Source organism: Microvirga guangxiensis (genome assembly GCF_900102135.1).
Classification (GTDB): Bacteria; Pseudomonadota; Alphaproteobacteria; order Rhizobiales; family Beijerinckiaceae; genus Microvirga; species Microvirga guangxiensis.
Map to the genome: position 1 here is coordinate 339,747 of NZ_FMVJ01000002.1, position 26,077 is coordinate 365,823.

Sequence of the window (26,077 nt, forward strand, 5' to 3'; positions counted from 1 at the left end):
GGCTTCTGCAGACCGCAGCCTTCGCTGCACTTTCCATTGCCGCATCCGGCGCCGCCCAGGCACAGACGAAGACGCTCTATGTCGGAATGAACGGCGGCAACTTCGAGAGAACCTACACGCAGCACGTCTTTCCCGAGTTCGAGAAAGCGAACAACGTGAAGGTCGTCGTCGTGCCGGGCACGTCGTCCGATATCCTTGCCAAGGCCACTGCGGCCAAGGGCAATCCTCAGATGCACGTGATGTTTCTCGACGACGGCGTCATGGTACGCGCTATCGGCGCCGGCCTCTGCGAGAAGGTGAAGGACACTCCGGCTCTGGCCGATCTGGCTCCCGGAACCCGTCTGAAGGACGACATGGCAGTTGGCATCGACCTCGGCATGACGGGTCTTGCCTACAACAAGAAGATGTTCGACGAAAACGGTTGGGCTCCGCCGACCTCCTGGATGGATCTTGCTGACCCGAAGTACAAGGGCAAGGTCGTGTTCCAGTCGGCCGCCGCATCGTCCTTCGGACTGCATGCGTTCCTCATGTTCAACCGCATCCAGGGCGGCGACGAGAAGAATGTCGAGCCGGGCTTCGCGAAGTTCAAGGACACCATCGGCCCGAACGTGCTCGAATACATCCCCAGCTCGGCCAAGATCTCCGAGATGGTGCAGACCGGAGAAGCCGCGATCTTCCCGTTGACCCCCACGGCTGTGGCGGCTCACCAGGAGAAGGGCATTCCAGTGGAATATGCCCAGCCTAAGGAAGGCTCTGTCGTTCTGATGGTGACCGAGTGCGTCATCGCCAACAACAGCGAGCCGGAACTGGCTCAAAAGCTCGCCGCATATCTTCTGACGCCGGAAGCACAAAGCAAGGCGCTCCAGTACGGAAACATCGTACCTTCGAACGTGAAGGCCAAGGCCCCCACGCCGGAGGCAGACGCCAAGCTCAAGAAGTTCCACGAGTACATGAAGACTGCCGTCACGCTCGACTGGGACACGATCAACGAGAAGCGGCCGGAGTGGAACAGCCGCTGGAACAAGACGATCGAGCGCTAAGACATCTTGAAAGCAAGGCGGACGCGTCAAGCGTCCGCCTCCACCATTTCGTGCAACGGCACGCTGGGGCGCGTACTGAGGCTCCAGGTTTGTGCAGCCGATCCGCGTGCTATCGTGCCGAATCGTTGTTGGTATTCGGATAGGGCCGCCTCATGAAGAAGATCGGTTTTCTCTCGTTCGGGCACTGGTCCCCCTCGCCACAATCACAAACGCGATCAGCCCGCGATACTCTTCTGCAATCCATCGACCTTGCGGTGGCGGCGGAGGAGCTCGGCGCGGACGGTGCCTATTTCCGCGTCCATCACTTCGCCCGTCAGCTTGCCTCGCCCTTCCCATTGCTGGCGGCCATCGGCGCTAGGACAAGCCGCATCGAGATCGGCACAGCCGTCATCGACATGCGCTACGAGAACCCGCTCTACATGGCCGAGGATGCCGGCGCGGCCGACCTGATCAGCGGCGGGCGCCTCCAGCTCGGCATCAGCCGCGGCTCGCCAGAACAGGTGATCGATGGCTGGCGCTACTTCGGCTATGAGCCCGAGGAATGCCAAAGCGACGCCGACATGGCCCGCCGCCACACGGAAGTGTTCCTCAACGTTCTCAAGGGTGAAGGATTTGCGCAGCCAAACCCGCGCCCCATGTTCCCGAACCCTCCCGGCCTGCTCCGCATCGAACCGCATTCGGAGGGCCTGCGCGAGCGGATCTGGTGGGGGTCCGCATCGAACGCAACAGCCATATGGGCCGCGCAGCAAGGCATGAACCTCCAGAGCTCGACTTTGAAAGAAGACGAAACGGGCGAGCCCTTCCACGTCCAGCAGGCCAAGCAGATCCGACTTTATAAGGAGGCGTGGAAGAAGGCAGGGCATTCCCGCGAGCCCCGTGTTTCAGTCTCACGCTCGATCTTCGCGCTCGTGGACGACCGCGACCGGGCTTATTTCGGCCATGGCAAGGACAGCGACCAGATCGGCATCATCGACAACATGCGCGCGATCTTCGGGCGCTCCTACGCCGCCGAACCGGATAAACTGGTGGAGGAGCTCAAAGCCGACGAGGCGATTGCGGAAGCCGATACGCTTCTTCTGACCGTGCCGAACCAGCTCGGCGTCGAATACAATGCCCACGTCATCGAAGCGATCCTGAAGCATGTCGCTCCGGCGTTAGGCTGGCGGTGACGGCAGGCAAGCAGAAAGGAATATCATCAGCGCCTTAGGCGCCTCACATTTGCCCGCACGCGCTTACGGTATCCCTTGACCACCTTATGTGGCGAGCCGCCGGTCGCCATCGTGGCTGAAGCCTCCGCAAAAGCCGCGACTTTCTCGGTGACCATCAGCATGGATTCGGCAACGGTGCCCTGACCATAAGCAATCTGAGTCAGCCGCGTCCATATGACGAGCTGAGACTCGACGGCCAGCCTGTTTGTCTCCATCGCCAGTTTCATCCACGACAACAGCATCACATGTTCCACAATCGGCAGGGCCAAATCGTTCGCTTGGTTTCGAAGCTAAGAGGACGCTGAAAGCCCGCAAAGACCTAAGAGGCCGAACTTATCAGGCGCCAGGGAGAGGAATGGCAGAACCGCAGGCTTCAACGGTCATGCTTAGGAGGGTCAGGAGAAGGAGCTCTTCAAGCTACCCTGATGCACATTCGTATCACTTGCTTGTGGTAATTTGCAAGGTTCCGGCAGCCAGTGCAGGGCCGGACGCTACCCGCTATCGGGACTTTGGCAGGCGATTGAGCTTGATCGTCCAGCGGGATGGCCAGAAGGCAAATATGGCCACGACAAGCGTGAGCAAAAGGAGAGCTACCATCATCTGGATGATGCCGAAGTTGACGGCATCCTTGGCGACAAACCAGCTCGTCACGACACTTGCGGCAATCAGCAGCAAACGAACGACCCAGGAGATCATGCCTTCCTCCTCTGCCAAGCTGGACGGCGCAGGATCACCACCGCGCCGCGTCCATGAGCATATTGTAAATATAGCACTCCTTCGGCCGCTCGTTTGATCTCTATCAAGGCAAGTTCTCGCGAGATGCTGCACGGTTACCTGGCCTTGTCCGGTTTGAGGAGCCGCCAAGCTGCCGCAGGTTCATCAGAATGTACTGATAACTTGCAGCTGGCAGCTTAGGCGGACACAGCCTGAGAACCGGAACGACAGCGGAGGAAGCCATGGCATTCGGTGTGCACCACCCGCGTTTTGAGCAACGGTCAAGCAGTGGTCGGATGTATTCCCCGAACATCCTGCCTCGGCTCCAGTCGCTATTGGCTATCCTGGCCGATATGGAAGTCGCCTATCAGAAAAAACTCGATGTTATCGAACGCAGCCTGGAGGAGGAAAGCCTCAGGCGCAGGATGGTCGCCGAGCTTGAACGGCAGCATCAGGCGAGCCGGGCACCCTACATCGTCGAGATCGAGGAACTGCAGGAGCAGGTAAAAGCCTCTTTCAACTAATCGGTGGCGAAGCGAAAGAATCCGAGAGGGCCTGTCGATGAAGGCGATGGCTCTTCGTGAGGTGCATACGCTCCTGGTCCATGAGGAGCAGCCTAAGCCTGCGCCGTGTGCCGGATGAACATCCAAGCAAAATCCAGAGAAAGGCGATCATGCTGCAAAATATCAAGAGTGTTCTGATCGGACTCACGGAAGAGGGAGATGGGGAAGAGCGCTCCTCGGCGCTAGCCTATGGATTTTCGCTCGCCCGCGAGGCTGATGCGCATGTCACAGTCCAAGCAGCTTCTCTGAAGCTCATGGTGACGCACGCCTTCATCAGCAACTTCGCCGAGCAACTCGTGGCCAGCGAGAACCAGCGCCTCGACACTCTTGCCCGCGCTGTTGCAGACGCATCGCAGCGAGCGGCTTCCGCATCGGGCCTTTCCTGCACCACCCAGGCGCCGCACTTGGCTTATCCGGACCTGGTCAAGAGCTTCACCGCTCTGGCGCGGACCCATGACTTGACGATCTTGGACGGAGAACCCGTCGCCACCGCGGTAGACAGGGGCCTCATCGAGGCTGTCCTGACGGGAAGCGGACGCCCTCTCATTGTCGTGCCGCAGGGACGAGAGGCGTTTGCAGGCGACCGGATCGTGATAGCCTGGGATGGTAGCGCAAAAGCTGCGCGCGCCCTCAACGATGCCATGCCTCTGCTGCGGACGGCCTCGCATGTCGAACTCGTCAGTGTCACAGGCGAAAAGGACCTGACGCATAGCGTTCCGGGCGCCGAGATCGCCCCGCATCTAGCCCGACACGGCATCGCGGTGAATGTGCTGGCACTGCCGGCGCAGGATGGAGATGTTGCCGAAACTTTTCGCAACCACGCCAATCTGACCCGGGCCGACATGATCGTAATGGGTGCCTATGTGCACTCGCGCCTGCGCGAGATGTTTCTCGGCGGAACGACGCAATCGCTGCTGAAGGACTGCCCGGTCCCCTTGTTCATGTCTTATTGAACATGAAAAGCCGAGGCGTTCGACGAAACGCCTCGGCTGCATCCATCAGCCCTGGATGGAATTCAGATAGGCCAGCAGATCGTTGATCTGCGCCGGATCGAGCTCGAACTGAGGCATGGACGGATGGCCTGTCGTGATGCCCTCCGCAAAGGCTTCTGCGAGATCCTCGATCGGATAGCGGCTGCTGAGCGTCCGGAACGGCGGCGCCTCGGGGATGGGACTGTCACCGAAACGACCGATGGCATGGCATTGGGAGCAGTTGGTCTGCGCGAAGGTAAGCCCACGCTGCACGCGACCGGATTGCGCGATGGCAGCCGACGAGCCCAATGCGAGGGCTATTCCGAAAAGAACGAGCCGCTTCATGATCCCTGCTCCTCTGGCCTTCTGGGTTCGGCCCGCTCTACCGAGACGACACGAAACGTATATGGCTTTTCATCGTCATCCTGGATGGTGACGTATTCGCCTTCTGCGAAACGGTGCTGATGGAGGTGATAACCGGCCTCCTCGTCGCCTGGGCGATCCTGGTTATAGTCGATCATCCAGGTCGCTCCGCCGGCTCCGCCCGGACGATGAACCAGAACTCCCTGACGCTCGCCTTCATTGGCCCAGAACCGACGGACCCGGCAATAAGCCCGTTTGCCGGCCCATTCCTCCTGGTCAAGATGCCCCTGCGCGTCGAGAGGGGCGGTAATCTCGTAGCCGTAGCGTGGGCTGCCCTCGGGAAATTCCTTGCTGCGGGCCAAATGAAGCGTGACGTGGAAAAGCACTTTTCCCTCCCGGTTTCAGGCGTGCCGCAAGCGAACCTCGCCATTGTGGCAAAGCTTAGAGCCACGCCGCTCGACGGCCTTGATCCCGATCAATCCGCCGTCCGCCTCAAGCGAGAAAAGCAGCCTAATCCATGGTTTCGCCCTTTAAAGCATCCCGGATGCGCCGGATGATTACCCCTTTGGATTTCCTGTCGGCAGCAGCCTCGACGGCATCGTTGATCTCGAGAAGCATCTCCGCGTAATCGTTGTGCCAGTCCCGGTGACCCGCGCTCGAACCAGGCATGCGCGGTTGGGCGCGGTCGATGCGAACGGCTCTATCGCCCGTAAGATCGAAGACGTCGTCGATTTCGGGGATCAGCGTGTCAGGCGCGTGCTCCAGATCAGCCAGCGACGATTGCAGCGCCTTCAGCGCCGGGTCCTCTCCGTGCACCAGAAAAACTCCGCGCCGGACCGGCAGGCGCTCGGTGAGCCAGGCCTTCAACTCGGGTTGATCCGCGTGGCCGGAGTAGAGATCGAGCGTTCGCATTCGGGCCCGCACCTTGATTTCATCGCCATGGATCCTGACCTTCGATGCCCCGTCCTGCAGGATGCGCCCGAGAGTACCTTGAGCCTGGAATCCGACGAAGAGAACGGTCGCCTCGTCTCGCCACAACCAAGCCTTGAGATGGTGCCGAATGCGGCCCGCTTCGCACATGCCGCTGGCTGCGATGATGATGTGAAAGCTGTGAATGCGGTCGATCGACTTGCTCTGCTCGACAGTTTCCGTGAAGCGGACCCATCGCGACTCGAGGGCTTGAACCAGATCGGATCCGTTCCTGAGATGCTTGGCATGCCGCTTGAAGATCGCACTCGCCTTCGAGGCCAGGGGAGAGTCGATGAAGACCGGGATGTCCGGCAGTTCGCCAGCTTCCATCAACTCCATGAGATCGACGAGTAGCTCCTGAGTTCTCTCCACCGCGAATGATGGAATGAGAAGAACACCGCTCGGATGCATGGCCGCACGCACCTCGTCCCGCAGCATCCGCCGCCGGCGCTCAATGGTCGTCGCATCCCGGTCCGTGTCGCCATAGGTCGATTCGAGGATGACGTAATCGAGATCGCGAGGTCCGTCGGGATCGGGTTGCAGCAGCTTGTGATCGGGGCCGATATCGCCTGAGAACAAAAGGCGCGTCGGCTTCTCGCCCCCCTCGGATGCGACTTCTATTTCGATGGAGGCGGAGCCTAACAGATGGCCTGCATTCCAGTAGCGGGCACGGAACCCCGGGGCGACATCCCTCCATTGGCCATAGGCCACGGGCTGGAATTGCTCGAGAGATTCTATGGCGTCTTCTTGCGTATAGATGGGAGACACCGTCTCCAGCCCCCTGCGGCTGTTGCGGCGGTTCAGCTGATTGACCTCAGCCTCCTGGATGTAACCTGAATCCGGAAGCATGATGGAGGCCAGATCCACCGTTCCGGCTGTCGCATAGATCGGGCCATCGAAGCCGGCTTTCACGAGCTTCGGCACGAGACCGCTATGATCGATATGCGCATGCGTGAGGCATAGTGCGCTGATCCCCGCCGCTCGGAACGGGAAATGCTGGTAGTTCAGCTCCCGCTCGGTTTTCGATCCCTGGAACATCCCGCAATCGACCAGGACACGGGTCGCGTCCGTCTCAAGCAGGAAACAGGAGCCCGTTACGGTTCGGGCGGCGCCGTAGAAATGCAAGCGAAGGGACAAATGGATCTCCTGGGTGCAAGGAGCGTTCAAGCGGGACGATCGAACCTTGGTACACCGTCCCCGAGCCGTTAAGTTTGATCCATGCCAAACCATCGGAAGCGGCAATCATGACGTCTCATGCAGCATCGTCCAGCGAAATCTGCCCCGTTACAGGCCAAGCCTATCCTGCAAAAGACTTCCTCCTGATCGACCACTTGCACCCTGGCCTTGCCGACAGGATCAGACAGGATCACCCGGCTTTGGCCGCCCATAGCCGTATAAGCCGGGCAGCTGTCGACCAATATCGGCTCCGATACGTCGAAGAGCTCCTGCGACAGGAACGAGGCGATCTCACCAGGCTAGACAGGGAGGTTGCGCGCAGCCTTGCAGAAGGCATCACCGTCACTGAAAACGTAGAGAATAGCTACCACGAGCGCCGCACCTTCGGAGAGCGCCTCTCGGATGGACTTGCCACCTTCGGCGGCAGCTGGCCGTTTCTGATCTTCTTCGCTCTGGGACTTGCCGCGTGGATCATCGTCAACGCGGCTCGCGGGCCAGAGGCCTTCGACCCTTATCCATACATTCTCCTGAACCTGCTTCTATCCTGTCTGGCCGCGGTTCAGGCGCCGATCATCATGATGAGCCAAAGGCGGCAGGAGGCGAAGGACAGGCTGCGCTCCCTCAACGACTACCAAGTCAACCTGAAGGCCGAACTCGAGATTCGGCATCTGCACGAGAAGATCGACCATCTCATCACGCGACAATGGGAGCGTCTCGCAGAGATCCAGGAGCTCCAGATCGAGCTTCTGCAGGAGCGGCGTTAGGGCCACCGGGCCCTGGGAGAAACCGCCGGAGGGCTGTGCGAAATCAATGAGCCAGCAGGATAGGCCGGTCCGAGGCAGCGAGCATGTCTCGGGTCGCGCCACCGAAGATCTGCTCCCTCAGGCGTGAATGACCGTAGGCTCCCATGACGACGATATCCGCCGAGACCCTGCGCGCCTCTTCGAGGATGACATCCGCGATGCGGCGATCCCCGCTCTGCACCGTAGCGATCTCCGCGACGACGCCATGGTGGGCCAGGTGGGCCTTTACGGAAGCCGCAGCGTCGGGTGATGGATCGACGATGAGAACGATTGTACGGGTTGCCTGGCTGATAAGATCCAATCCTTCACGCAGGGCCCGCGCCGACTCGCGGCTCCCGTTCCATGCGATCAGAACGGTCTGGATCGGCCCTTGCGGGCGACGCCCCGGAGGCACCAGCAAAACAGCGCGTCCGCTGCCGAAAATCACTGCTTCAACGAGGTCGGTCCAGTCGGCAATCTCGCTTCTGCCGTCAGGCCGCGTCGCGATGAAGAGATCGGCACACCGGGCCTGGGCGGCCACGCTTGCGGACAGGCCGGCGAAGGTTGCGTCCAGCCGGCGGAACTCGCTCGGCGTCTGAAGGCCGGACAATCGTTTCATCAGGCGCTCGGCATGAGCATCACCCTCCTCTCGAGCCCTGTCCTCAAATTCACTCAAAGCCTGAATCATGGCTGCTCCGCCATCCATCGGCATAGCCATCGTCAGTTCAGGCAACAGGTTGGTGAAGACCCCAACCAGATGGGCCCGTCCGATGGATGCGATCGCCTGCCCATGTTCCAGCCGGATCTCGTCCTCAAGACTGCCATCGAGGTGCACCATGATGTCTTTGATCATCGCTCTCTCCGTCCACATGCCGGGCATCGCCCCAAGCAACTGCCGATCATCATGTGGTCGAAATCGGGAGAGATGCTTTGATTTGACGCAATCCCCCTGGGTAAGGCGCGGGTTAGCGTGGAACAGTTCACCGATCTCGGCAGGCGAGAAGCTCTGGAGGTTGCGATGTCGTCCCATTCGTCTCGTGTTCTCACGCAAACTTCCACGCGGAAAACCGGCGCCATCCCGGCACAGAATCCAAACCTGCCTTGCTCGCCCGCACTCTCACCCATATCGCCGACGCACCTGCCGGACGATGCGGAGCTTCACCGGCTTCGGGATGCTCTCGATCATGCGGCCCATGCGGGTCTAGCACGGCTTACGGGCGGCCTCTCACCCGCAGCGCTCACTGCAGCCTATACGGACTGGGCGGTCCACCTCGCCATCTCGCCCGGCAAGCAGGCTGAACTCGCCGCAAAGGCAGCCGGCACATGGTCTTGCTTGGCGCAGTACGCCGCTCGCTGCGTCATGGATGGCGGGAGCAGCGAGCCATGCATCACCCCGCTGCCTCAGGACCACCGCTTCGACGGAAGTGAGTGGCAGCGCTGGCCGTTCAACCTCATTCATCAGGGCTTTCTGCTGCAGCAGCATTGGTGGCACAACGCCACGACGGATATCGACGGCGTTACCAGGCAACATGAAGCTGTGGTTGACTTCGTCTCGCGCCAAATCCTCGATATGGCGTCGCCGTCGAATTTCTTTGCCACAAACCCTATCGTACAGCGGCATTTCCTTGAGACGGGAGGCCGGAGCCTTGTGCAGGGCTTCCAAAATTTCTTGGACGATTGGGAGAGGATCGTCCACTCGAAGCCCGCGGCTGGGACAGAAGCCTTTCAGGTCGGGCGCGACGTCGCCACCACGCCCGGGAAGGTCATATACCGCAACCAACTCATCGAACTGATCCAGTACGAGCCGACCGTCGACAAGGTGCGACCCGAGCCGATCCTGATCGTGCCTGCGTGGATCATGAAGTACTACATCCTCGATCTCTCTCCGGAAAACTCGCTCGTTCGCTATCTCACCGCGCAAGGCTTCACGGTGTTCATCATCTCCTGGAAAAATCCGACTGCGGAGGATCGGGATCTCGGCATCGACGATTATCGAAAGCTCGGCGTGATGGCGGCGCTCGACGCGGTCGGCGCTATTGTTCCGGATCGAAAAGTTCATGCCGTCGGCTATTGTCTCGGCGGCACGCTCCTGTCGATTGCGGCAGCCGCCATGGCCCGTGACGGAGACGAGCGCCTGCAGACCATCTCACTGCTGGCGGCGCAGGCCGATTTCAGGGAGGCCGGAGAACTCACCCTCTTCATCAACGAAAGTCAGGTCCACTTCTTGGAGGATCTGATGCGCAGCCAAGGCTACCTCGACACGCGGCAGATGGCAGGCGCTTTCCAACTCCTGCGTTCGAACGATCTCATCTGGTCGAGACTGGTTCGGCATTATCTGCTGGGTGAGCGCACGCCGCTGAACGATCTCATGGCCTGGAACGCCGATGCCACGCGCATGCCATACCGCATGCACGCGGATTACTTGGAGCAGCTCTTTCTCGACAATGATCTCGCCGAGGGCCGTTTCCGGGTCGACGGTCAGGCCATTGCCATCAGCGACATCCGAGCCCCCATTTTCGCTGTCGGCACGGAGCGCGACCACGTGGCGCCGTGGCGCTCCGCCTTCAAGATCCATCTCCTGGCCGACACCGACGTGACCTTCCTTCTCGCATCCGGCGGTCACAATGCCGGCATCGTGGCTGGCCCGGATCGGCCGGGAGGACGCTTCCAGGTTCTGACGAAGTCCGCCACGGACCGCTACCTTGATCCGGATACCTGGACCAAGGTCGCCCCTGGGCGCGAGGGCTCATGGTGGCCCGAATGGGTCCACTGGCTCGCCTCACATTCAGGAAAACCTACGCAGCCTCCCGCCATGGGCGCTTCATCGCGCGGTTATCCCGTGCTGCATGACGCTCCCGGCGCATATGTGTTGCAAACCTAGTTCCTGACTGCCCATGGGCGGCCTTACGGCGTGATGGCAACTTTCAACACGCCGTCGCGCTGGTGAGCGAACAGGTCATAGGCTTCCTCGATCTGATCGAGCTTGAAGCGATGTGTCACCAGAGGTCGCGTGTCGACCCGGCCGGATGCAACCACCTCCATGAGCCGCCGCATGCGCTCCTTGCCGCCCGGACAGAGCGTCGTCCGAATGGTGTGATCGCCAAGCCCTGCCATGAACCCATCGAGCGGGATCCTCAGATCGCCCGAATACACCCCGAGCGATGACAGGGTCCCGCCAGGACGGAGCACGCGCAGAGACGCCTCAAACGTCTCCTGCCGCCCCAGCGCCTCGATGGATACGTCGACGCCGCGCCCGTCGGTGAGGCGCCTGATCTCCTCGACCGGATCGCCCTTCGTAAAGTCGACCACATGATCCGCACCCATCCGGCGCGCCACCTCCATGCGTTCGGGCACGCTCTCGACGGCGATGATCGTGCTGGCCCCCATCAGCCTCGCGCCGGCCGTGGCGCAAAGCCCGATGGGCCCCTGCGCAAACACTGCAACCGTATCGCCGATGCGGATACGTCCGCTTTCTGCGCCCGAGAAACCCGTCGACATGATGTCGGGGCACATGAGCACCTGCTCATCGGTCAGCCCGTCCGGCACGGGCGCAAGGTTCGCCATGGCATCGGGAACGAGCACGTACTCTGCCTGGCAGCCATCGATGGTATTGCCAAACCGCCACCCGCCGAGCGGCTTCCAGCCATGTTTGGTGCCCGCCCCATCCTGCGAGTGGCAGCCGCACAGACAGGCCGCACTGTGCCCGCTAGGCGTGATTGCGCCGGCGATCACCCTCTGGCCCTCGCGGTAGCCCTGCACGGCGGAGCCGAGCTTCTCGATGACACCGACAGGTTCGTGACCGATCGTGAGCCCTCGGGCTACGGGGTACTCGCCCTTGAGGATATGAACGTCGGTGCCGCAGATCGTGGTGGTGGTGATGCGCAAGAGGGCATCCAGCGGACCCACATCCGGGATCGGCTTCTCGTCAAGGACGATGCGCCCAGGCTCAACGAAAATGGCAACCTTCATCTTGGGCATGGCGGTTCTCCACGTCTGGTTCGTGTGGGGCGTGTCGGCATCCAAGGGTGCACATCGCGAATACTGGCCTGGCTGCCGGGGCCCGACATTGACGCTGATCAAAAGCCCTCATTCGGTCTCAGCTCTCCAAGACGGGGCTCACACCGATCCAATTCAGGTGACACCGGCTACGATCACATGGGCCGCCTACACATCTCGGCCGATCCCCATGACAGTATAATTCCTGAAGCCGGTCTACGCCCGCCCGGAAGATGGCATCACATGAAGCGAAGCCAATAAACCTTGCATGTTCAAATACTTGGGAAGGGAAATGGCGGAGACGGAGGGATTCGAACCCTCGATACCCTTTTGGGGTATGCTCATTTAGCAAACGAGTGCCTTCAGCCTCTCGGCCACGTCTCCGTTCGCGATAATCCAGGGTTCTGAAACCCTGCCTCGCAGGTGGCGCAATAGACGCGAACAGCCGTCCTTCGTCAAGGCCAAAAAGTAACTTGGACAGAGGCAAAGCCGGCTCTTGAACCTGGGCTGCCCTGCCCCTGCATGCTAGGAGGCTGCCCTCAGCAAAACCAAAGGAGCCCCGACATGGCAGATATCAAGCGGATTGGCGTTGCCGCCCGTTACAGCGATCTCGTGATTCATGGGAATACCGCCTATTTCTCCGGATATGTGCCCGAGACCAGCGTGGGACAGTCGGTGACCGAACAGACCCGGGACGTGCTGGCGCAGATCGAACAATCCCTGACGGAAATCGGCAGCGACAAGTCCAAGCTCTTGCAGGCCACGATCTGGCTGACGGACATGGCCTCCTATGACGAGATGAACGCCGTGTGGGACGCTTGGGTCGTGCCGGGCCATACGCCTGCGCGAGCCACTGTCCAGGCCAAGCTCGCGAATCCGGATTATGCGCTGGAAATCCAGGTGACCGCCGCAGTTTAAGCGGATAGCCGCGAAGGCGTTCAGGCTCCCTTGGCCTTGTTCGCCTTCGCCAAGGCGTTGACGCGCTTCTTCTCGTAGTGCTTCGCCAGACGAAGATGCCGCCAGATGGCGTAGTTCATGGCGATCAGGAAGCCGTAGGTGCCCCGCAGGAAATGCAGGCGCCCGAAATAGGCTTTGATGAAGGCTGCCGGGAACTCGAAATAAACACGCCACGTAGGAATGGAGACCCCCCTCACCTCGAGGTCATGAGCAAGCTGATCCGTATAGAGATTCAGCTTGGCGATCTGATCGCCGAGTGAGCGGATGGAGCGGTGGTGGACAAGACCTTTGAGGGTTCCTGTCGACGTACCGGGCTTCAGGTCCACCCGGTCGTGAACGAGGGAGGACGAATAGCGCCCCGCATCCTTGCGGTAGAGCCGAACGGGCGAAAGGCGATAGGCCAGAGGATGCGGCGCGGCCTCGCCGGGGTAGGTTTCCGCGATGCGGATGCCATAGGCCTGTCTTGGGGGCTCTCCGTTGGCGAAAAGTGCCTTGATCTCCTCACACAGGGCTGGCGAGAGCTCTTCGTCCGCGTCCAGGTTGAGTATCCATTCGTGGCGGCACTGATCTTCGCCGAAACGTTTCTGCGGGCCATATCCTGGCCAGGGGTTGAAGATCACCCGGGCACCCAGCTCTTCCGCCACAGCCTGAGTTCCGTCCGTCGAGCCGGAATCGATCACCACCAGATCGTCCGTCAGGTCGCGGACGGCGCGGATCGTCGCGCCGATCCGGTCGGCCTCATTCTTGGCGATGATGAAGACGGATAAAGGAAGCATGGCAACGGGTGCCTAGCGGCCCTCTTCGAGGAACGCAAGAGGTGCCAAGCCTTTAGCGGAAGCACGCCGGTTCCGTGTGGCTTTTAAGCCGCCTGCATCAACCCTTCCGCCTCCATGGCTTTGCGGACCATGGGCCGGTTCGCGACTTCGTGCATGAAGGCCCGGACGGCGGGATAATCCCCTAGGTCAAGCCGATGGAAACGAGCCCAACTCAGTACGGTGAAGCAATAGGCATCGGCGATCGTGAACTTATCGCCCATCAGGTAGGATCGGCCGTCGAGGCACCTGTCGAGATAGGTCAGCTGGCGCTGAAGACACTGAACCGCGAGCCGCCGCGCGGCATCCGGCATGAGCCTGTCCCAGAGCGGGCCGAACCCCTTGTGTAGTTCGGTGCCGATGAAGCCGACCCATTCCTGAACCCTGTAGCGATCGAACGAGCCTGGAGCCGGCAGGAGGCGGCGATCGGGGACGTGATCGGCGAGGTATTCCAGAATCACGGACACTTCAGTCAGCACTTCCCCGTTCCGCAAGGCCAGCGCCGGCACGTTCCCCTTGGGATTGACCTTGCAGAAGCGAAGTCCTGAAGCGGTCGTTTGTGTATTCAGATCGACCCTGTCGAACTCGACTTCCAGTCCGGCCTCATGGATCACAATATGAGGTGCAAGCGAAGACGCACCGGGGCTGTAGTAGAGCTTCATATTCCGTTTCCCCACTCCCGCGCCCCCACGGAAAGTTACGATTTTAAAACGTCATAACAATGCATTTGTTTATAAGGCAGCCCATATCAAATTGTAGTTATGTTATCTCATTTTAAGGCAGGATCATGGCCGGATGAGAGGAGTTCTCGTTCCGGTTCGCTTGTACGTTCAGAAACCTGATGGTTGCGGACCCGCAACTCCGCGAGCAGCGGGAAATGATCGGAGGCTACCCGCGTAAGAGGGTTCCGCACTGGCCCGGCATTCACGACCTCCACCGACTTGGTGACGAAGACATGATCGAGGCGCAGCACAGGGGCACGAGTATGGAAAGTTGGCTGAGGCTCGCCGTGAGAGTTCGAAAGCTGCGCATCCTGCAAGCGGTTGGCGATCATGCGGTAGGAGCGTGAATACGGCGGCGCGTTGAAATCGCCGAGAAGAACCGCCGGATCCGCGCATTCAGGGTGACTTATCCAATCGCTTCCCACGAGCGCGTTGGCTTGTGTGCGCCGCTCGCCGGAGCGGAGGGAAAGATGGGCATTGATGACATTGACCTTTTGTCCGTCAATTTCCGTGCAGACCCATAGAGCGCTGCGTTTCTCGAAGGACGGCTTCGTCGATTGCGTCGGCAGGCGGCCGGATTTCACCAGACGGGCGGGGTGTTTGGACAGAACGGCGATACCATATTGCTCGCCGAGAATGCGGATCGTAGGCTGGAAGTAGAGATCCATGCCAAGCCTGTCCGCTACGGTTGCGGCTTGATCGATCTCCCCTGCACGCGTGCGGCCGACACGCACTTCTTGGAGCGCGACGATATCGGCCTCGCAGGAGGCGATGACCTCGGCGATCCGCGTCGGCGAAACTTTTCTGTCGGTGCCCAGCCAGCGGTGAACGTTATAGGTGAGGATCCGGAAGGGTCGCCCCTGTTTATCGCTGTGATTCAAAGGTCAGTACCGGCTCGAACGATGGTGAATGTAGGTAGGAACGATAGCCAAAGGAGTGACTGGTTGGCGACCTATGGCGCAAACGTGTCGGATCAATGACCCATCATCGGCCAGAGTTCCGGCATGAGGCAAATGCAGCCCTCCCTTGACCTTCCTATGATTGGAAGGATTACACATTGGCCCCATATCATGAATCAGGAGATTCAACATGGTCGCCAATCGTTCCGCCACTCAGAACAGCTTCGACATCTCCGTCGAAGGAATGAGTTGCGCATCCTGCGTCGGGCGGGTCGAGAAGGCTGTAAAATCCGTCGAGGGCGTGACGGCCGCCAACGTCAACCTGGCGACGGAGCGTGTGCATGTCACCTTCGCGTCGGACAAGGGCGATCCTCGGGCCGTAACGGAGGCGATCCGCAATGCCGGCTATGAGCCCTCGGACAGCCAGGTCGATCTCACGATCCAGGGCATGACCTGCGCCTCCTGCGTGGCGCGGGTGGAAAAGGCTCTCAAGCGCGTTCCAGGGGTGACCGAAGCGAATGTGAATCTCGCGACTGAGCGCGCCTCGGTGCGCTATTTCGGCGGCACCGACGTGATCGGCCGGCTGATACAGGCAGTGGATGCGACGGGCTACGCGGCCAAGGAAATCCGCCAGGATGCCGACCGTACGGATCGTGAGCGTGCGGCCAGGGAGGCCGAGATCGCGGCTCTGAGGCGTTCGTTCGCGCTTGCGGCTATCCTTACCCTGCCTGTCTTCGTGGTGGAGATGGGCTCGCACTTCATCACCCCGGTCCACGACTGGGTGATGAACAATATCGGCCACCAGAACAGCTGGTATCTGCAATTCGCGCTCACCACCCTCGTGCTGTTTGGTCCAGGCCTTCGCTTCTTCAGGAAGGGCGTTCCTGCCCTCCTTCGTTGGGCGCCCGACATGAACTCTCTGGTCGTGCTCGGCACGAGCGCGGCCTATGCCTATTCGGTCGTCGCGACCTTCCTGCCCAATCTCCTTCCTGCCGGCATGATCAATGTCTATTTCGAGGCGGCGGCCGTTATCGTGACGCTGATCCTGCTCGGCCGCTTTCTGGAGGCCAAAGCGAAGGGGCGCACATCGGAAGCGATCAAGCGCCTCATCGGCCTTGCTCCGAAAACCGCGCGCATAATGCGCAATGGCGAAGCCCTGGAGATCCCCCTCGATCAGGTGCAGATCGGCGATATCGTGCAGGTGCGCCCCGGAGAGAAGGTGCCTGTGGATGGCGAGGTGGTCGAAGGATCTTCTTTCGTCGACGAATCCATGATCACCGGCGAGCCCCTGCCCGTGCAGAAAGCGCAGGCTTCGGAGGTGGTCGGCGGCACCATCAACAAGACCGGCAGCTTCACATTCCGCGCCACTCGCATCGGTGCGGATACAGTGCTTTCGCAGATCATCCGCATGGTCGAGCAGGCGCAGGGCTCGAAACTGCCGATCCAGGCGATGGTCGACAGGATCACCTCATGGTTCGTGCCCGCCGTCATGGCCGCAGCGGCGCTGACCTTCGTCGTCTGGCTGATCTTCGGCCCCGAACCGGCGACGACGTTCGCCCTTGTGAATGCGGTCGCCGTGCTCATCATCGCCTGTCCCTGCGCGATGGGATTGGCGACGCCGACCTCGATCATGGTCGGCACCGGACGGGCCGCGGAACTCGGTGTGCTCTTCCGCCAGGGCGAAGCGCTGCAGAGCCTGAAGGGGATCGGCGTTGTCGCATTCGACAAGACCGGCACGCTCACTCAGGGCCGCCCCGACCTGACGGATTTCGTGACGTCGGAAGCCTTCTCCGACATGGAAACCCTGCGCCTCGTCGCCGCCGTCGAAGCGCGCTCCGAACACCCGATCGCACAAGCCATCGTCGCCGCTGCGGAGCGCCGGGGCATTGATCTGCCTGCAACCGACAGCTTCGAGGCCGTCCCCGGTTTCGGCGTTTCCGCCGTGATCGAAGGGCGCAAGGTCGATGTCGGTGCGGACCGTTTCATGCAAAAGCTCGGGCTTGATGTCACCACCTTTGCTGATACGGCAGCGCGCCTCGGCGCGGAGGGCAAGAGCCCGCTCTACGCCGCCATCGACGGCAAGCTCGCAGCGACCATCGCTGTTGCCGATCCCATCAAGGATTCCACCTCCGAAGCCATTGCCGCATTGCACGCTCTCGGACTGAAGGTGGCCATGATCACGGGAGACAACCGCAGGACGGCGGAAGCCATTGCACGGCGCATCGGCATCGACGAGGTGGTGGCGGAAGTGTTGCCGGAGGGCAAGGTGGAAGTGGTCAAGCGCCTGCGCCAGGCACACGGTCACATCGCCTTCGTTGGTGACGGCATCAACGATGCGCCCGCTCTGGCTGAAGCCGATATCGGCATCGCCATCGGCACGGGCACCGACATCGCCATCGAAAGCGCCGATGTGGTGCTCATGTCCGGCGACGTGCGCGGTGTCGTGAATGCGATTGCGCTCTCGAAGGCGACGATCCGCAATATCCAGCAGAACCTGTTCTGGGCCTTTGCCTATAACGTGGTGCTGATCCCCGTTGCGGCGGGCGTGCTTTATCCCATCGACGGCACCCTGCTCTCGCCCATCGTAGCGGCAGCCGCCATGGCGCTTTCTAGCGTCTTCGTGGTGGGCAATGCGCTGCGGCTGCGCCGCTTCAAGGCGCCAGTCCAATCCCAACCGCAATCAGCTCCCACAACTCGAACCGTGGAAGGTGTGGCATGAATATCGGACAGGCAGCCTCCGCCTCCGGCGTCTCCGCCAAGATGATCCGCTACTACGAATCCATCGGGCTCATCCCGAAGACCATCCGCACGGAATCGGGCTACCGGGTCTATTCCGATCACGACGTGCATACGCTGCGCTTCATCCGGCGGGCTCGCGATCTCGGCTTCTCGGTGGAGCAGATCGCCGATCTCGTGTCGTTATGGCGCGACCGCGAACGCGCGAGCAAGGACGTGAAGACGATTGCGCTCGATCATGTCGCCGTGCTCGAGCGCAAGATCCGCGAGTTGCAGGACATGGCTTCGACCCTCAAGCATCTCGCCGAGAATTGCTGTGGGGATTCACGCCCGCATTGTCCTATTCTCGAGGAGCTTGCGAGCGAGGAACCGTTGCCCGTTCACGCCAAGGCAGACGCGAAGTTCGGCGCTTTGGGCAAGGCTTAAACCGCCATCTCCACCTCGCGGCCGCGGCCGAGTTCCTTCATCCACTGCGCGAATTCCGGCTTGCGGCTGATCTGGCGTCCATAGTGGCGGCGCAGAGCATCGACGAGGCGTCCATTGCGTGACAGCATATCATCCGCAAAGGCGATCATACGCGAGTTGGGCCAAGCCTGAGGCCTGATCTCCAAAAGACGCTCGAACAACCTCTCCTCGTTCTCGTCCACATTCGTCTGCGTCATCAGCGTTACCATCGCCGCCGTCGAGCGCGAGATGCCCATGTGGCAATGGACGAGAAGGTGCCCTTCCGCGCGCTCGACCTTGCCTGCCGCTACATCATCTCCGAAACGCAGTACCGCTTCCACATGCTCAGGCTGCGGAAGGATCATGCCGTCGATGGGATTGATGATGTCGTGGAAGCGCAAGATCGTGCGGTAGTGCGGATCGTAGGCGCTGAAGGCATCCGGATCGGGATGGTCAGGATCGAGAATCGAGAGCACATGCGTGACGGCCCTCTCCTTCTGCTCCGGCAATTCGGAAATTCCGCAGACCGTCAGCATGGAAATGGAGAGAGATTGCATTGCAAAACCTTTTGGATGTTGAAGCTGTGTCTTCATCACGGCTTCGTGAGGATCTTGTACCCACTAAAGCGAAATAAATCCAATCCAATCAAACGATTGTGGCCTTTTGATCACAATCGGACACAGCCACATTTCCGCCACCTCGTTAACACCTTGTGGACACTGCCGGAACTATGAACTCTCTTTAAGAGTAATGCCACCGGACCAAGTTCCGACGGCACACGCCAAAAACCAGAAACTGTGAGCCTCCCCACTGATGTTTGCTCTCCCGGCCCCAAGCTTCTCTTCGTTGCGGAACGCGATCCGCTTTTGCGTCCTGGCCCTCCCGCTGGCGTTGGCTGCCTGCGTGACTTCCCCGCCCCCGCAGCAAGCCATCCGCAGTATCGATCCGGCCTACATGGCCATGTATGGCGCGCGCCCCGACGAGAAGCATCCGCTTCCGGCAACCGATATCAGCGAAGTGGATCCGCGCTTCCTGCGCCGTGAGGTCGCCTATTATGGCCGCGAGGAACCCGGCACGATCGTGGTCGATACGGCTGCTCGCTACCTCTACCTCGTGCGCGAGGGCGGCCGCGCAATCCGCTACGGAATCGGCGTCGGCAAGGAAGGCATGGCGTGGTCCGGCCGCGCCGTGATCGGCCGCAAGGCCATGTGGCCGAACTGGACACCGACTGCCGCGATGATCAAGCGCGAACCCGAGCGCAACGCGAAATGGGCTGGCGGCATGGCTGGCGGCCTCGACAACCCCCTCGGCGCCCGTGCGCTCTATCTCTACAGTAACGGCAGAGACACCATGTACCGCATCCACGGTACGACCGAACCCTGGTCCATTGGCCAGTCGGTGTCCTCGGGCTGCATCCGCCTGTTCAATCAGGACATCATCGACCTCTACAGCCGCGTGCCAACGGGCTCCCCGGTGGTGGTGCTTCAGGGCACGTCTCTCCCGGATGTCGAACAGGATCAACAACGCGTCTCGTATTACTGAACGGGCGCATCATGGATGGAAACAAGGGGCTGGCCGCTGGCCGGCCCTTTTCTTTATCGGCAGCCTTTCCTGATGTATGATGGCTGCGTCTCTACTGGAGGCACGCCATGACTGTCGAACGCGCGATCCTTCTCACCGTCGGCGGACTTATCATCGTCAGCGTCCTGCTCGCGGTCTACGTCAATATCAACTGGCTCTGGCTGACCGGAATCCTCGGAGCCCACCTCGTGCAGGCATCGTTCACGGGCCTTTGCCCGGTCGTGATGATGTTCAAGCGGCTTGGGCTTCCAAGCAAGCCCGGTTTTACCTGAGGTTTTCCCTACCCCTGGTGCCCCTGGCTCTCTGTCCTATGAATCAATGTCCATGCTCCTCGCAAAGGATTGCCCATGGACGACTGGTTCCAGCAGGCGTTGCGGCTCACGACGCGCGTGATTGAAGTGGGCGGCATCGCCGTCATCGTGCTCGGCACCCTGGGGGCGACGATCGCCGTCCTCTGGCAGGTTTTACAGGGGCGCCGGAGCGAGGATGCCTTCAATCTCTACCGGTCCAATCTCGGACGCGCGATTCTGCCCGGCCTCGAGTTCCTGGTTGCCGCCGATATCATCAATACGGTCGCCATCGAGCCATCGCTCCAGAGCCTTCTCATCCTTGGCGGCATCGTGCTCATCCGCACGTTCTTGAGCTTCTCTCTCGAAGTCGAGATCGAGGGACGATGGCCATGGGACCGGCACAAGGGCGAGCGCTCCTTTGCGGTGCCGGTGAACACGCAAAGAGATTGACGACGTAACGTAAAGCCCTTAGGACAGGATTCCGGGCCGCAAGCCGACGCCGCCCTTCCAGCGTCCGTCGGCTCCACAATCTGCCATTCTCAGCGTTTCATCCGCATGGATGGCGTGCGTTTGCGCACATCAGCGCGCGATCCACTCCGGCAGGTTTCCCTTGCAAGTTCGAAGCAGCCCTCTGTTTGCTCTCACGTCATGGCGTGACAGGCTGCTTGCAATGACAGCTTTCTGCTATGACGAGTTTTGAAACAGGCACTTTCCTGAACCGAATCCCTTTCGTGAAGATTGGCTCAGGCTCCAACCCCATCGTCGTCCTGAACGGTGGACAGGCCTTCGTGCGCCGTCCGACGCCCGCACACGCGCAAAGAGACGCCAAGCGCATCGCGCGGCTCCTGCCGCCTCACCGTCCGATCTATGTGCTGGGCTACGATTCCTCGCCGCCTCCAGGCTACAGCATCCACACGATTGTGAAGGACGTGGAGCGGATCCTCCGGGACGAGACCGGTCCTGCCAGCGTGATGGGCATTTCCTTCGGCGGCTTCGTGGCGGCACGCCTTGCCGCGGATCATCCCGCTCTCGTGAAAAGCCTGATCCTGATGGTGAGCGCGCATCGCTTCTCGTCTGAGGGCCGCCGCAGCGTCGACCGGCAGATCGAGTGCGCCTGGCAGGGCGATTTCGAAGGCTTCCTGAAGGAGTTCGGCCTCGTCTTCCGTCGCCCCTGGCTCAACTGGCTGCTGCGCCTGCGCTTCCGGCAGGAAAGGGAGAGGCTTCACGAGACGATGAACGACCCCGCCATCATCGTGCGCGGTCTTCACGCGGTGGCAGGCGATGATTTTGGCAAGGACCCGTCATGGCTCCAGGCCATCCAGCCCCCTACCCTCATCGTCGGCGCCACGCGCGACCCGTTCTTCGATGTGGAGGCCATGGAGGAAACAGCCCGCCTGATCGCCGGCGCGCAGCTCAAGCTGTTCAACGGCGAAACGCACATGCTGCCCATCGAGCGGGCGCGGGATGTCGCGAAGGTGGTCAGAGATTTTCTCTAAGGAGAACCTGGCTCAGAAATACGGAGCCAGGTTCTTCCGAATGCGCTCCAATACAGGCACGTTGGCATCGGGCAGTGAGAAGCTCTGCCCGGTAATGCGCTCGAAAGCGTCGATATAGACCTTCGAGGTCTCGAGGATCACGTCAGCGGGGATCTGCGGGATTGGATCCTTGTAAGGATCGCAGCGGGCGACCACCCAGCTGCGCACGAAATCCTTGTCGAAGCTCTCAGGCCGCTCGCCCTTCTCGAAACGCTCGGGATAGCTCTCCGCGAACCAATAGCGGCTGCTGTCCGGCGTATGGATCTCATCGGCGATCATGATCTTGCCGTTCTCGTCGATGCCGAATTCATACTTCGTATCGACGAGGATGAGGCCGCGCGCGGCCGCCATCTCGCGGCCCTTGGCGAAGAGCGCGAGGGCGTAGTCGGACACGGTCTTCCACTGCTCGGCAGTGAGCAGATTGCGCTCCACGATCTCCTTCGCCGTCAGAGGCTCGTCATGGCCGCCGTCGAAGGCCTTCGTGGTAGGCGTTATGATGGTCTGGGGAAGCTTCTGATTGTCCCGCATGTCATTGGGGAGCGTGATGCCGTACATCTCGCGCTGCCCCTGCTTGTAGAGCGAGAGGATCGAGGTGCCCGTGGTGCCGGCGAGGTAATCGCGCACTACGATCTCGACAGGCAGAATGGTCAGCTTCTTGCAGATTGCCACATTCGGATCGGGATATTCGATGATGTGGTTGGGGCAGATATCCGCCGTCTTCTCGAACCAGAAGCGCGCGGTCTGCGTGAGCACCTGCCCTTTGAGCGGGATGGACGCGAGATTGATGTCGAAGGCGCTGATGCGGTCGGAGGCGATGATGATGCGCCGCCCATCCGGCAGGTCGTAGTTGTCGCGCACCTTGCCCCGGTAATGGTTCGGCAGTTCCGGGATCGTCGCATCCTGAAGGACGTAACCGGCATAAGCCTGAAGGGCTGCTTGATCGACCATGCTCACCTGCCAAGGAGTTCGGGTTTCCGCCGAGTTCTAGACTGAATCCGCAAGCAGGCTAGGCCTCAACCTAAGAAAGTTTAAGCCTTTCCACGGGATCAGTTGCCCGCGCTGGCGTTCTTGCGCTGCACGACGTTGAGACCCGAGAGGACCACGGTGGTCTCGTAGCCCTGGGCATCCACGATGGTCCATTGCTTCAGGGCGTTGGCGCGGCTGTCGAAGCGCAGGGTGATCTTGGAGGTGCCGCCGAGCGTTGCGCTGTCGTCGAAACTCACCGTGATCATGCCGTCGCGGGCAATCTGCACGTCGCGGACCTTGGTGTCCCGCGCCAGATCCACATTGTCCTGCACCAGGAATTTCAGGGGCGTCTGGCCTACGGGATAGACATCGTTGGTGCCGAGCTTCTTGTCGCGGATCGCCACGTTGCGCCCATCGGACACGACTTCCAGCGTGCTGGGCGGCGCATAGGCGAAATGCAGTTGCCCCGGACGCCGGACGGAAAGCGTACCCTCAACCTGCTGACCATTGGGGTTCTTCTGCACGAAGTAGGCGGACAGCGTGTCCATGGCGTTGAAATAGGCGTTCACCCGCTCAAGAGCCGCCGCCGGAGATGAGGGATTTGGCGGCGAAACCGGCGTGGCCGCAGCTGTCGCAGCCGCGATGGGCGTGGGCGTCGGCGCGGCCTGAGCCGGGGTCGACCGGGCAGGCTTGGGCGGCTCGGCCACCTTCGCGGGAGCCGGTTTGGAAGCAGGCTCCGGCTCAGGAGAGGACACAGCGGGGGCAGGCGCGGCCTGCTTCACTTCAGGCTTGGCGGGAGCGGGCTTAGGCGCGGCAAGCGTCTTCGAGGGCTGCGCCTCAGGTTGAGGCTTGGGCTCCGCGGCCTGTTGACGAGGGGGAGCCTTCGGCTTCGGAGCTGCGGTCTTGGGCTTTGCGGCAGGCTTCGGAGGCTCCTCGACCGCAGGCGCTGCGGGTTCCGTAACCTGGGGCTGAGCCGCAGGAGCGCCCTGCCCTTGGTTAGGCTTGAAGATGCCGTCGAGGAAGCGGGTTAGCGGATCTGGCGTCCGTTGTTGGGCCGCAAGTGGCGAGGTGAGCGCCAGCAGAAGGGCAAGACCGGAAACACGACGCAAAGACTTCTTGAGCATGGCTCGACTGCAAACCCGATAAACAACAGATGTCCGCCCAGGCGAGAGGCCGCGAAACCGTGGCGGTCACGCCTTATCGCGTCGATTAGAGGCTTAATGAAGGCAGGAGCTTGCAGACGAAAGCGAGTCGCGTCCAGGGACGGATGGAGGCTTTGCACGCCTCAATCATGCGGCATTCGCATATTCGTCCTCGTCATCCTCCATCGGGCGAACAGGGGCGGGCTTCGGCTTGGCCGCACGAGGACGGGTCTGGCGCTTTTTCTTGGCAGGTTTCTTGGCACCTGCGCCGTTCCACCAGCCCTGCCAGCTCCAGGCGCCCGGACCCACGAGCAGGTAGAACAGGAGACCTGAGAGAACACCGAGATTGGCGAGGAATACGGCCTGCTCTCCCTGACGGGTCAGGCCGCCATATTCCCAGAAGCGGTGCAAGGCTCCGGTGGTGATCGCAAGCGCTGCGATCAGGACGGAGGCGCTTATGCGGGGCGCGAGACCAAGGATAAGGGCGAGCGGTGCCACGATCTCGACGACCACGATGGCCGTCGCCACGATGTCCCCATAGGGGACGCCCTTCATGGTGAGCGACGCCGCAAATCCGGAAATGTTGCTGAGCCGCGCCGTGGCCGGGGGCAGGAAGCATATGGCAAGGAGAACCCGGCTCAACAGCAGGATTCCGTTCGTTGCGCCAGAATTCATGATCGTTCCCCTCTCCTCGCGCGCCCCGGAATCGCCGGGCCGCGGCCTTTGTATGAGGCAGAGGTTCTTAACCTGTTCTTATCGCGTCGGGGTTGTCCATAGCCAATCGGTCAGAGCTTCAGGTTCCGCTCCCGCAGCATGGTTTCCCAGCGCAGGGTGTGCTCCACGATGGTGGCGAGATCGTCGTGCCGGGGCTCCCATTTGAGCTTGGACCGGATGCGGCTTGAATCCGCCACGATGGTGATCGGATCGCCATCGCGCCGCGGTCCGATGCGTGCCTCGAGCGGACGGCCTGAAACCTTGCGGACCGTGTCGATCACCTCAGAGACGGAATAGCCGTGCCCGTAGCCGCAATTCACCACGAGGCTCTCGCCGCCCTTGCCTAGATATTCGAGCGCCTGCATGTGGGCCGAGATCAGATCGCTGACGTGGATGTAGTCACGAATGCAGGTGCCGTCCGGCGTCGGATAATCCGTACCGTAGACTTCCATGTGGGTGCGCATGCCGAGCGCCGTCTGCACCGCCACCTTGATGAGATGGGTTGCATTGACTGTGGATTGGCCATGCCGCATGGCAGGGTCCGATCCTGCCACGTTGAAGTAGCGCAGAACCACGAAGCGCATGTCGTGAGCCGCCGCCACGTCCCTCAGCATCACCTCGGTCAGCAGCTTGGAGCTTCCATAAGGCGACAGGGGCGCCAATGGCGCGTCCTCCGCAAGAGGTTTGTCGGATGCATTGCCATAAACCGCCGCCGTGGAGGAAAAGACGAAAGTCTTGATCCCCGCCGCCACCGCGGCAGCCAGCAGGGAACGACTTTTGACCGTGTTGTTCAGGTAATAACCCAATGGATCGCGTACCGATTCAGGCACGACGAGTTTGGCGGCGAAATGCACGATCGCGTCGATGGAATGGGCTCGCAGGGTCTGGAGCATCAGCTCGTAATCGCCGATATCGCCCACGATGAGGGGAACATCCTCCGGCACGGACCAGCGAAATCCGGTCGAAAGATTATCGAACACCACAGGCTTGTACCCCGCATCGCGCAGGGCCAGCACCATATGGCCGCCGATATAGCCGGCGCCTCCAGTCACCAGTACGTTCAATCCATATCCCCCTTCAGTGCCCTTTTTGTATGGTCGCTTTAATGAGGCTGGATTTCCAGTACAACCTGCTGGCAAAAAAGGTGGGCTAGCCTGCAAATTCTGAGAGGATGCCGCATGAATGACCGCACGGAATATTGGTGGGTCCATCACGATTCCGAGGTTCAACCGGCGGAGGTTGGCTTCGTCGGGGGCATCCCCGTGCATTTTCGCTTCATCGGCACGGAAGGCCGCGTCCGGGCTGAGGCTGCAGAACTGATCGAGCGCCTGCCCGCTCCGCCCGTCCCGATCTTCAAGCCTCAAGCCGCTCCTGCCGCTCAACCTGCGAAGCCGCAGAAATCCGGCTCCTGGCTCTGGTTCTTCGGCATCCTGCTCCTGATCCTCGTCGTCCAGTGCTCAGGCCCGCTCTTCGACGCGATCAAGTGAGGCGCGGCCT

At 61.1% G+C, this 26,077-nt stretch carries 29 protein-coding genes and 1 tRNA gene; 14 read left to right on the plus strand and 16 right to left on the minus strand.

Annotation, left to right across the window (positions count from 1 at the left end; genetic code table 11):
• Positions 1 to 5: 5 nt before the first annotated feature.
• A complete protein-coding gene (locus BLP10_RS01600) occupies positions 6 to 1,040 on the plus strand; it encodes a polyamine ABC transporter substrate-binding protein (RefSeq protein WP_244510376.1) in 1,035 nt (344 codons plus the stop codon).
• 152 nt (positions 1,041 to 1,192) lie between these two features.
• Entirely contained in the window at positions 1,193 to 2,209 is a 1,017-nt protein-coding gene (locus BLP10_RS01605; RefSeq protein WP_091128749.1) for an LLM class flavin-dependent oxidoreductase, read from the plus strand.
• Positions 2,210 to 2,235: 26 nt separating this feature from the next.
• On the opposite strand, the gene BLP10_RS01610 is transcribed toward BLP10_RS01605, so the two are convergent.
• Entirely contained in the window at positions 2,236 to 2,517 is a 282-nt protein-coding gene (locus BLP10_RS01610; protein ID WP_342025839.1) for a hypothetical protein, read from the minus strand.
• A 229-nt stretch (positions 2,518 to 2,746) separates the two neighbouring features.
• Positions 2,747 to 2,944 carry a hypothetical protein gene (locus tag BLP10_RS01615; protein ID WP_175493727.1) on the minus strand — a complete coding sequence of 66 codons (198 nt, stop codon included), beginning with the start codon at positions 2,942 to 2,944 and terminating at the stop codon, positions 2,747 to 2,749.
• Positions 2,945 to 3,204: 260 nt separating this feature from the next.
• Between BLP10_RS01615 and BLP10_RS01620 the strand changes: the two genes are divergently transcribed.
• A complete protein-coding gene (locus BLP10_RS01620) occupies positions 3,205 to 3,486 on the plus strand; it encodes a hypothetical protein (RefSeq protein WP_091128755.1) in 282 nt (93 codons plus the stop codon).
• Between the two features lie 149 nt (positions 3,487 to 3,635).
• The gene (locus tag BLP10_RS01625) at positions 3,636 to 4,478 is read left to right on the plus strand and encodes a universal stress protein (protein WP_091130037.1); all 843 of its coding nucleotides are present in this window, start codon (positions 3,636 to 3,638) and stop codon (positions 4,476 to 4,478) included.
• 45 nt (positions 4,479 to 4,523) lie between these two features.
• Here the strand turns inward: BLP10_RS01625 and BLP10_RS01630 are convergent, their stop codons facing one another.
• The 3 genes from BLP10_RS01630 to BLP10_RS01640 all read right to left on the minus strand — a co-directional run bounded on the left by BLP10_RS01630 (position 4,524) and on the right by BLP10_RS01640 (position 6,971).
• Entirely contained in the window at positions 4,524 to 4,841 is a 318-nt protein-coding gene (locus BLP10_RS01630; protein ID WP_091128758.1) for a c-type cytochrome, read from the minus strand.
• A complete protein-coding gene (locus BLP10_RS01635) occupies positions 4,838 to 5,245 on the minus strand; it encodes a hypothetical protein (protein WP_091128760.1) in 408 nt (135 codons plus the stop codon). Before BLP10_RS01635 ends, BLP10_RS01630 begins: the two co-directional genes overlap by 4 nt.
• 124 nt (positions 5,246 to 5,369) lie before the next feature.
• Positions 5,370 to 6,971 (minus strand): MBL fold metallo-hydrolase, encoded by a 1,602-nt coding sequence (locus tag BLP10_RS01640; protein ID WP_425286930.1) that lies wholly within the window; start codon positions 6,969 to 6,971, stop codon positions 5,370 to 5,372.
• A 101-nt stretch (positions 6,972 to 7,072) separates the two neighbouring features.
• On the opposite strand from BLP10_RS01640, the gene BLP10_RS01645 reads away from it, so the two are divergent.
• Positions 7,073 to 7,768, plus strand: coding sequence for a DUF1003 domain-containing protein (locus BLP10_RS01645; protein WP_091128764.1), 696 nt, complete (start codon positions 7,073 to 7,075; stop codon positions 7,766 to 7,768).
• Positions 7,769 to 7,811: 43 nt separating this feature from the next.
• Here the strand turns inward: BLP10_RS01645 and BLP10_RS01650 are convergent, their stop codons facing one another.
• The gene (locus tag BLP10_RS01650; RefSeq protein WP_175493728.1) at positions 7,812 to 8,639 is read right to left on the minus strand and encodes a universal stress protein; all 828 of its coding nucleotides are present in this window, start codon (positions 8,637 to 8,639) and stop codon (positions 7,812 to 7,814) included.
• A 165-nt stretch (positions 8,640 to 8,804) separates the two neighbouring features.
• Between BLP10_RS01650 and BLP10_RS01655 the strand changes: the two genes are divergently transcribed.
• Positions 8,805 to 10,667 carry a PHA/PHB synthase family protein gene (locus BLP10_RS01655; RefSeq protein ID WP_091128775.1) on the plus strand — a complete coding sequence of 621 codons (1,863 nt, stop codon included), beginning with the start codon at positions 8,805 to 8,807 and terminating at the stop codon, positions 10,665 to 10,667.
• A gap of 23 nt (positions 10,668 to 10,690) precedes the next feature.
• Here the strand turns inward: BLP10_RS01655 and BLP10_RS01660 are convergent, their stop codons facing one another.
• Together BLP10_RS01660 and BLP10_RS01665 are read right to left on the minus strand one after the other, a co-directional pair.
• A complete protein-coding gene (locus BLP10_RS01660; RefSeq protein ID WP_091128777.1) occupies positions 10,691 to 11,764 on the minus strand; it encodes an NAD(P)-dependent alcohol dehydrogenase in 1,074 nt (357 codons plus the stop codon).
• Between the two features lie 311 nt (positions 11,765 to 12,075).
• Positions 12,076 to 12,166, minus strand: a tRNA-Ser gene (locus BLP10_RS01665).
• Positions 12,167 to 12,346: 180 nt separating this feature from the next.
• Here BLP10_RS01665 and BLP10_RS01670 point away from each other — a divergent pair.
• A complete protein-coding gene (locus tag BLP10_RS01670; protein ID WP_091128779.1) occupies positions 12,347 to 12,700 on the plus strand; it encodes a RidA family protein in 354 nt (117 codons plus the stop codon).
• Positions 12,701 to 12,720: 20 nt separating this feature from the next.
• Here BLP10_RS01670 and BLP10_RS01675 read toward each other — a convergent pair whose 3' ends face one another.
• From BLP10_RS01675 to BLP10_RS01685, 3 genes are all read right to left on the minus strand, one after another.
• On the minus strand, positions 12,721 to 13,515 hold the full coding sequence (locus BLP10_RS01675) for a glycosyltransferase family 2 protein (protein ID WP_091128782.1): 795 nt from the start codon (positions 13,513 to 13,515) through the stop codon (positions 12,721 to 12,723).
• A gap of 83 nt (positions 13,516 to 13,598) precedes the next feature.
• The gene (gene gstA, locus BLP10_RS01680) at positions 13,599 to 14,213 is read right to left on the minus strand and encodes a glutathione transferase GstA (protein WP_091128785.1); all 615 of its coding nucleotides are present in this window, start codon (positions 14,211 to 14,213) and stop codon (positions 13,599 to 13,601) included.
• A 107-nt stretch (positions 14,214 to 14,320) separates the two neighbouring features.
• Positions 14,321 to 15,154 (minus strand): endonuclease/exonuclease/phosphatase family protein, encoded by an 834-nt coding sequence (locus BLP10_RS01685; RefSeq protein WP_091128788.1) that lies wholly within the window; start codon positions 15,152 to 15,154, stop codon positions 14,321 to 14,323.
• Between the two features lie 208 nt (positions 15,155 to 15,362).
• Between BLP10_RS01685 and BLP10_RS01690 the strand changes: the two genes are divergently transcribed.
• Both BLP10_RS01690 and cueR read left to right on the plus strand, forming a co-directional pair.
• On the plus strand, positions 15,363 to 17,891 hold the full coding sequence (locus BLP10_RS01690; protein ID WP_091128792.1) for a heavy metal translocating P-type ATPase: 2,529 nt from the start codon (positions 15,363 to 15,365) through the stop codon (positions 17,889 to 17,891).
• Complete coding sequence (gene cueR, locus BLP10_RS01695) at positions 17,888 to 18,334, plus strand: Cu(I)-responsive transcriptional regulator (RefSeq protein ID WP_091128796.1); 447 nt, start codon at positions 17,888 to 17,890, stop codon at positions 18,332 to 18,334. The genes BLP10_RS01690 and cueR overlap by 4 nt, the downstream gene beginning before the upstream one ends.
• Here cueR and BLP10_RS01700 read toward each other — a convergent pair.
• Positions 18,331 to 18,909, minus strand: coding sequence for a tyrosine phosphatase family protein (locus BLP10_RS01700; protein WP_091128800.1), 579 nt, complete (start codon positions 18,907 to 18,909; stop codon positions 18,331 to 18,333). The two genes, cueR and BLP10_RS01700, sit on opposite strands and share 4 nt — an antisense overlap.
• 256 nt (positions 18,910 to 19,165) lie before the next feature.
• Between BLP10_RS01700 and BLP10_RS01705 the strand changes: the two genes are divergently transcribed.
• The 4 genes from BLP10_RS01705 (at position 19,166) to BLP10_RS01720 (ending at position 21,719) form a co-directional block, all read left to right on the plus strand.
• On the plus strand, positions 19,166 to 19,894 hold the full coding sequence (locus tag BLP10_RS01705; RefSeq protein ID WP_091128804.1) for a L,D-transpeptidase: 729 nt from the start codon (positions 19,166 to 19,168) through the stop codon (positions 19,892 to 19,894).
• A 107-nt stretch (positions 19,895 to 20,001) separates the two neighbouring features.
• Positions 20,002 to 20,205 carry a YgaP family membrane protein gene (locus BLP10_RS01710; protein ID WP_091128806.1) on the plus strand — a complete coding sequence of 68 codons (204 nt, stop codon included), beginning with the start codon at positions 20,002 to 20,004 and terminating at the stop codon, positions 20,203 to 20,205.
• A 75-nt stretch (positions 20,206 to 20,280) separates the two neighbouring features.
• Positions 20,281 to 20,673: a DUF1622 domain-containing protein gene (locus tag BLP10_RS01715; protein WP_091128810.1), complete on the plus strand. Its 393-nt coding sequence runs from the start codon at positions 20,281 to 20,283 to the stop codon at positions 20,671 to 20,673.
• A gap of 281 nt (positions 20,674 to 20,954) precedes the next feature.
• The gene (locus BLP10_RS01720; RefSeq protein WP_175493729.1) at positions 20,955 to 21,719 is read left to right on the plus strand and encodes an alpha/beta fold hydrolase; all 765 of its coding nucleotides are present in this window, start codon (positions 20,955 to 20,957) and stop codon (positions 21,717 to 21,719) included.
• A 12-nt stretch (positions 21,720 to 21,731) separates the two neighbouring features.
• On the opposite strand, the gene BLP10_RS01725 is transcribed toward BLP10_RS01720, so the two are convergent.
• From BLP10_RS01725 to galE, 4 genes are all read right to left on the minus strand, one after another.
• Positions 21,732 to 22,706 carry a phosphoribosylaminoimidazolesuccinocarboxamide synthase gene (locus tag BLP10_RS01725; protein ID WP_091128817.1) on the minus strand — a complete coding sequence of 325 codons (975 nt, stop codon included), beginning with the start codon at positions 22,704 to 22,706 and terminating at the stop codon, positions 21,732 to 21,734.
• Between the two features lie 98 nt (positions 22,707 to 22,804).
• Positions 22,805 to 23,848, minus strand: a complete 1,044-nt coding sequence (locus BLP10_RS01730; protein ID WP_091128820.1) for an outer-membrane lipoprotein carrier protein LolA — start codon at positions 23,846 to 23,848, stop codon at positions 22,805 to 22,807.
• A 165-nt stretch (positions 23,849 to 24,013) separates the two neighbouring features.
• On the minus strand, positions 24,014 to 24,541 hold the full coding sequence (locus BLP10_RS01735; RefSeq protein WP_091128823.1) for a DoxX family protein: 528 nt from the start codon (positions 24,539 to 24,541) through the stop codon (positions 24,014 to 24,016).
• A gap of 110 nt (positions 24,542 to 24,651) precedes the next feature.
• Positions 24,652 to 25,644 carry a UDP-glucose 4-epimerase GalE gene (galE, locus tag BLP10_RS01740; protein WP_091128827.1) on the minus strand — a complete coding sequence of 331 codons (993 nt, stop codon included), beginning with the start codon at positions 25,642 to 25,644 and terminating at the stop codon, positions 24,652 to 24,654.
• Between the two features lie 114 nt (positions 25,645 to 25,758).
• On the opposite strand from galE, the gene BLP10_RS01745 reads away from it, so the two are divergent.
• Positions 25,759 to 26,067 carry a hypothetical protein gene (locus tag BLP10_RS01745; RefSeq protein WP_091128831.1) on the plus strand — a complete coding sequence of 103 codons (309 nt, stop codon included), beginning with the start codon at positions 25,759 to 25,761 and terminating at the stop codon, positions 26,065 to 26,067.
• Positions 26,068 to 26,077: the final 10 nt, after the last annotated feature.

Excerpts from the sequence above, each read along its gene's own strand:
- BLP10_RS01605 (WP_091128749.1), top strand. The coding sequence starts at position 1,193 with ATGAAGAAGATCGGTTTTCTCTCGTTCGGGCACTGGTCCCCCTCGCCA.
- BLP10_RS01615 (WP_175493727.1), bottom strand. The coding sequence starts at position 2,944 with ATGATCTCCTGGGTCGTTCGTTTGCTGCTGATTGCCGCAAGTGTCGTG.
- BLP10_RS01620 (WP_091128755.1), top strand. The coding sequence starts at position 3,205 with ATGGCATTCGGTGTGCACCACCCGCGTTTTGAGCAACGGTCAAGCAGT.
- BLP10_RS01625 (WP_091130037.1), top strand. The coding sequence starts at position 3,636 with ATGCTGCAAAATATCAAGAGTGTTCTGATCGGACTCACGGAAGAGGGA.
- BLP10_RS01630 (WP_091128758.1), bottom strand. The coding sequence starts at position 4,841 with ATGAAGCGGCTCGTTCTTTTCGGAATAGCCCTCGCATTGGGCTCGTCG.
- BLP10_RS01645 (WP_091128764.1), top strand. The coding sequence starts at position 7,073 with ATGACGTCTCATGCAGCATCGTCCAGCGAAATCTGCCCCGTTACAGGC.
- BLP10_RS01650 (WP_175493728.1), bottom strand. The coding sequence starts at position 8,639 with ATGATCAAAGACATCATGGTGCACCTCGATGGCAGTCTTGAGGACGAG.
- BLP10_RS01655 (WP_091128775.1), top strand. The coding sequence starts at position 8,805 with ATGTCGTCCCATTCGTCTCGTGTTCTCACGCAAACTTCCACGCGGAAA.
- BLP10_RS01660 (WP_091128777.1), bottom strand. The coding sequence starts at position 11,764 with ATGCCCAAGATGAAGGTTGCCATTTTCGTTGAGCCTGGGCGCATCGTC.
- BLP10_RS01670 (WP_091128779.1), top strand. The coding sequence starts at position 12,347 with ATGGCAGATATCAAGCGGATTGGCGTTGCCGCCCGTTACAGCGATCTC.
- BLP10_RS01675 (WP_091128782.1), bottom strand. The coding sequence starts at position 13,515 with ATGCTTCCTTTATCCGTCTTCATCATCGCCAAGAATGAGGCCGACCGG.
- gstA (WP_091128785.1), bottom strand. The coding sequence starts at position 14,213 with ATGAAGCTCTACTACAGCCCCGGTGCGTCTTCGCTTGCACCTCATATT.
- BLP10_RS01690 (WP_091128792.1), top strand. The coding sequence starts at position 15,363 with ATGGTCGCCAATCGTTCCGCCACTCAGAACAGCTTCGACATCTCCGTC.
- cueR (WP_091128796.1), top strand. The coding sequence starts at position 17,888 with ATGAATATCGGACAGGCAGCCTCCGCCTCCGGCGTCTCCGCCAAGATG.
- BLP10_RS01700 (WP_091128800.1), bottom strand. The coding sequence starts at position 18,909 with ATGCAATCTCTCTCCATTTCCATGCTGACGGTCTGCGGAATTTCCGAA.
- BLP10_RS01705 (WP_091128804.1), top strand. The coding sequence starts at position 19,166 with ATGTTTGCTCTCCCGGCCCCAAGCTTCTCTTCGTTGCGGAACGCGATC.
- BLP10_RS01710 (WP_091128806.1), top strand. The coding sequence starts at position 20,002 with ATGACTGTCGAACGCGCGATCCTTCTCACCGTCGGCGGACTTATCATC.
- BLP10_RS01715 (WP_091128810.1), top strand. The coding sequence starts at position 20,281 with ATGGACGACTGGTTCCAGCAGGCGTTGCGGCTCACGACGCGCGTGATT.
- BLP10_RS01725 (WP_091128817.1), bottom strand. The coding sequence starts at position 22,706 with ATGGTCGATCAAGCAGCCCTTCAGGCTTATGCCGGTTACGTCCTTCAG.
- BLP10_RS01730 (WP_091128820.1), bottom strand. The coding sequence starts at position 23,848 with ATGCTCAAGAAGTCTTTGCGTCGTGTTTCCGGTCTTGCCCTTCTGCTG.
- BLP10_RS01735 (WP_091128823.1), bottom strand. The coding sequence starts at position 24,541 with ATGAATTCTGGCGCAACGAACGGAATCCTGCTGTTGAGCCGGGTTCTC.
- BLP10_RS01745 (WP_091128831.1), top strand. The coding sequence starts at position 25,759 with ATGAATGACCGCACGGAATATTGGTGGGTCCATCACGATTCCGAGGTT.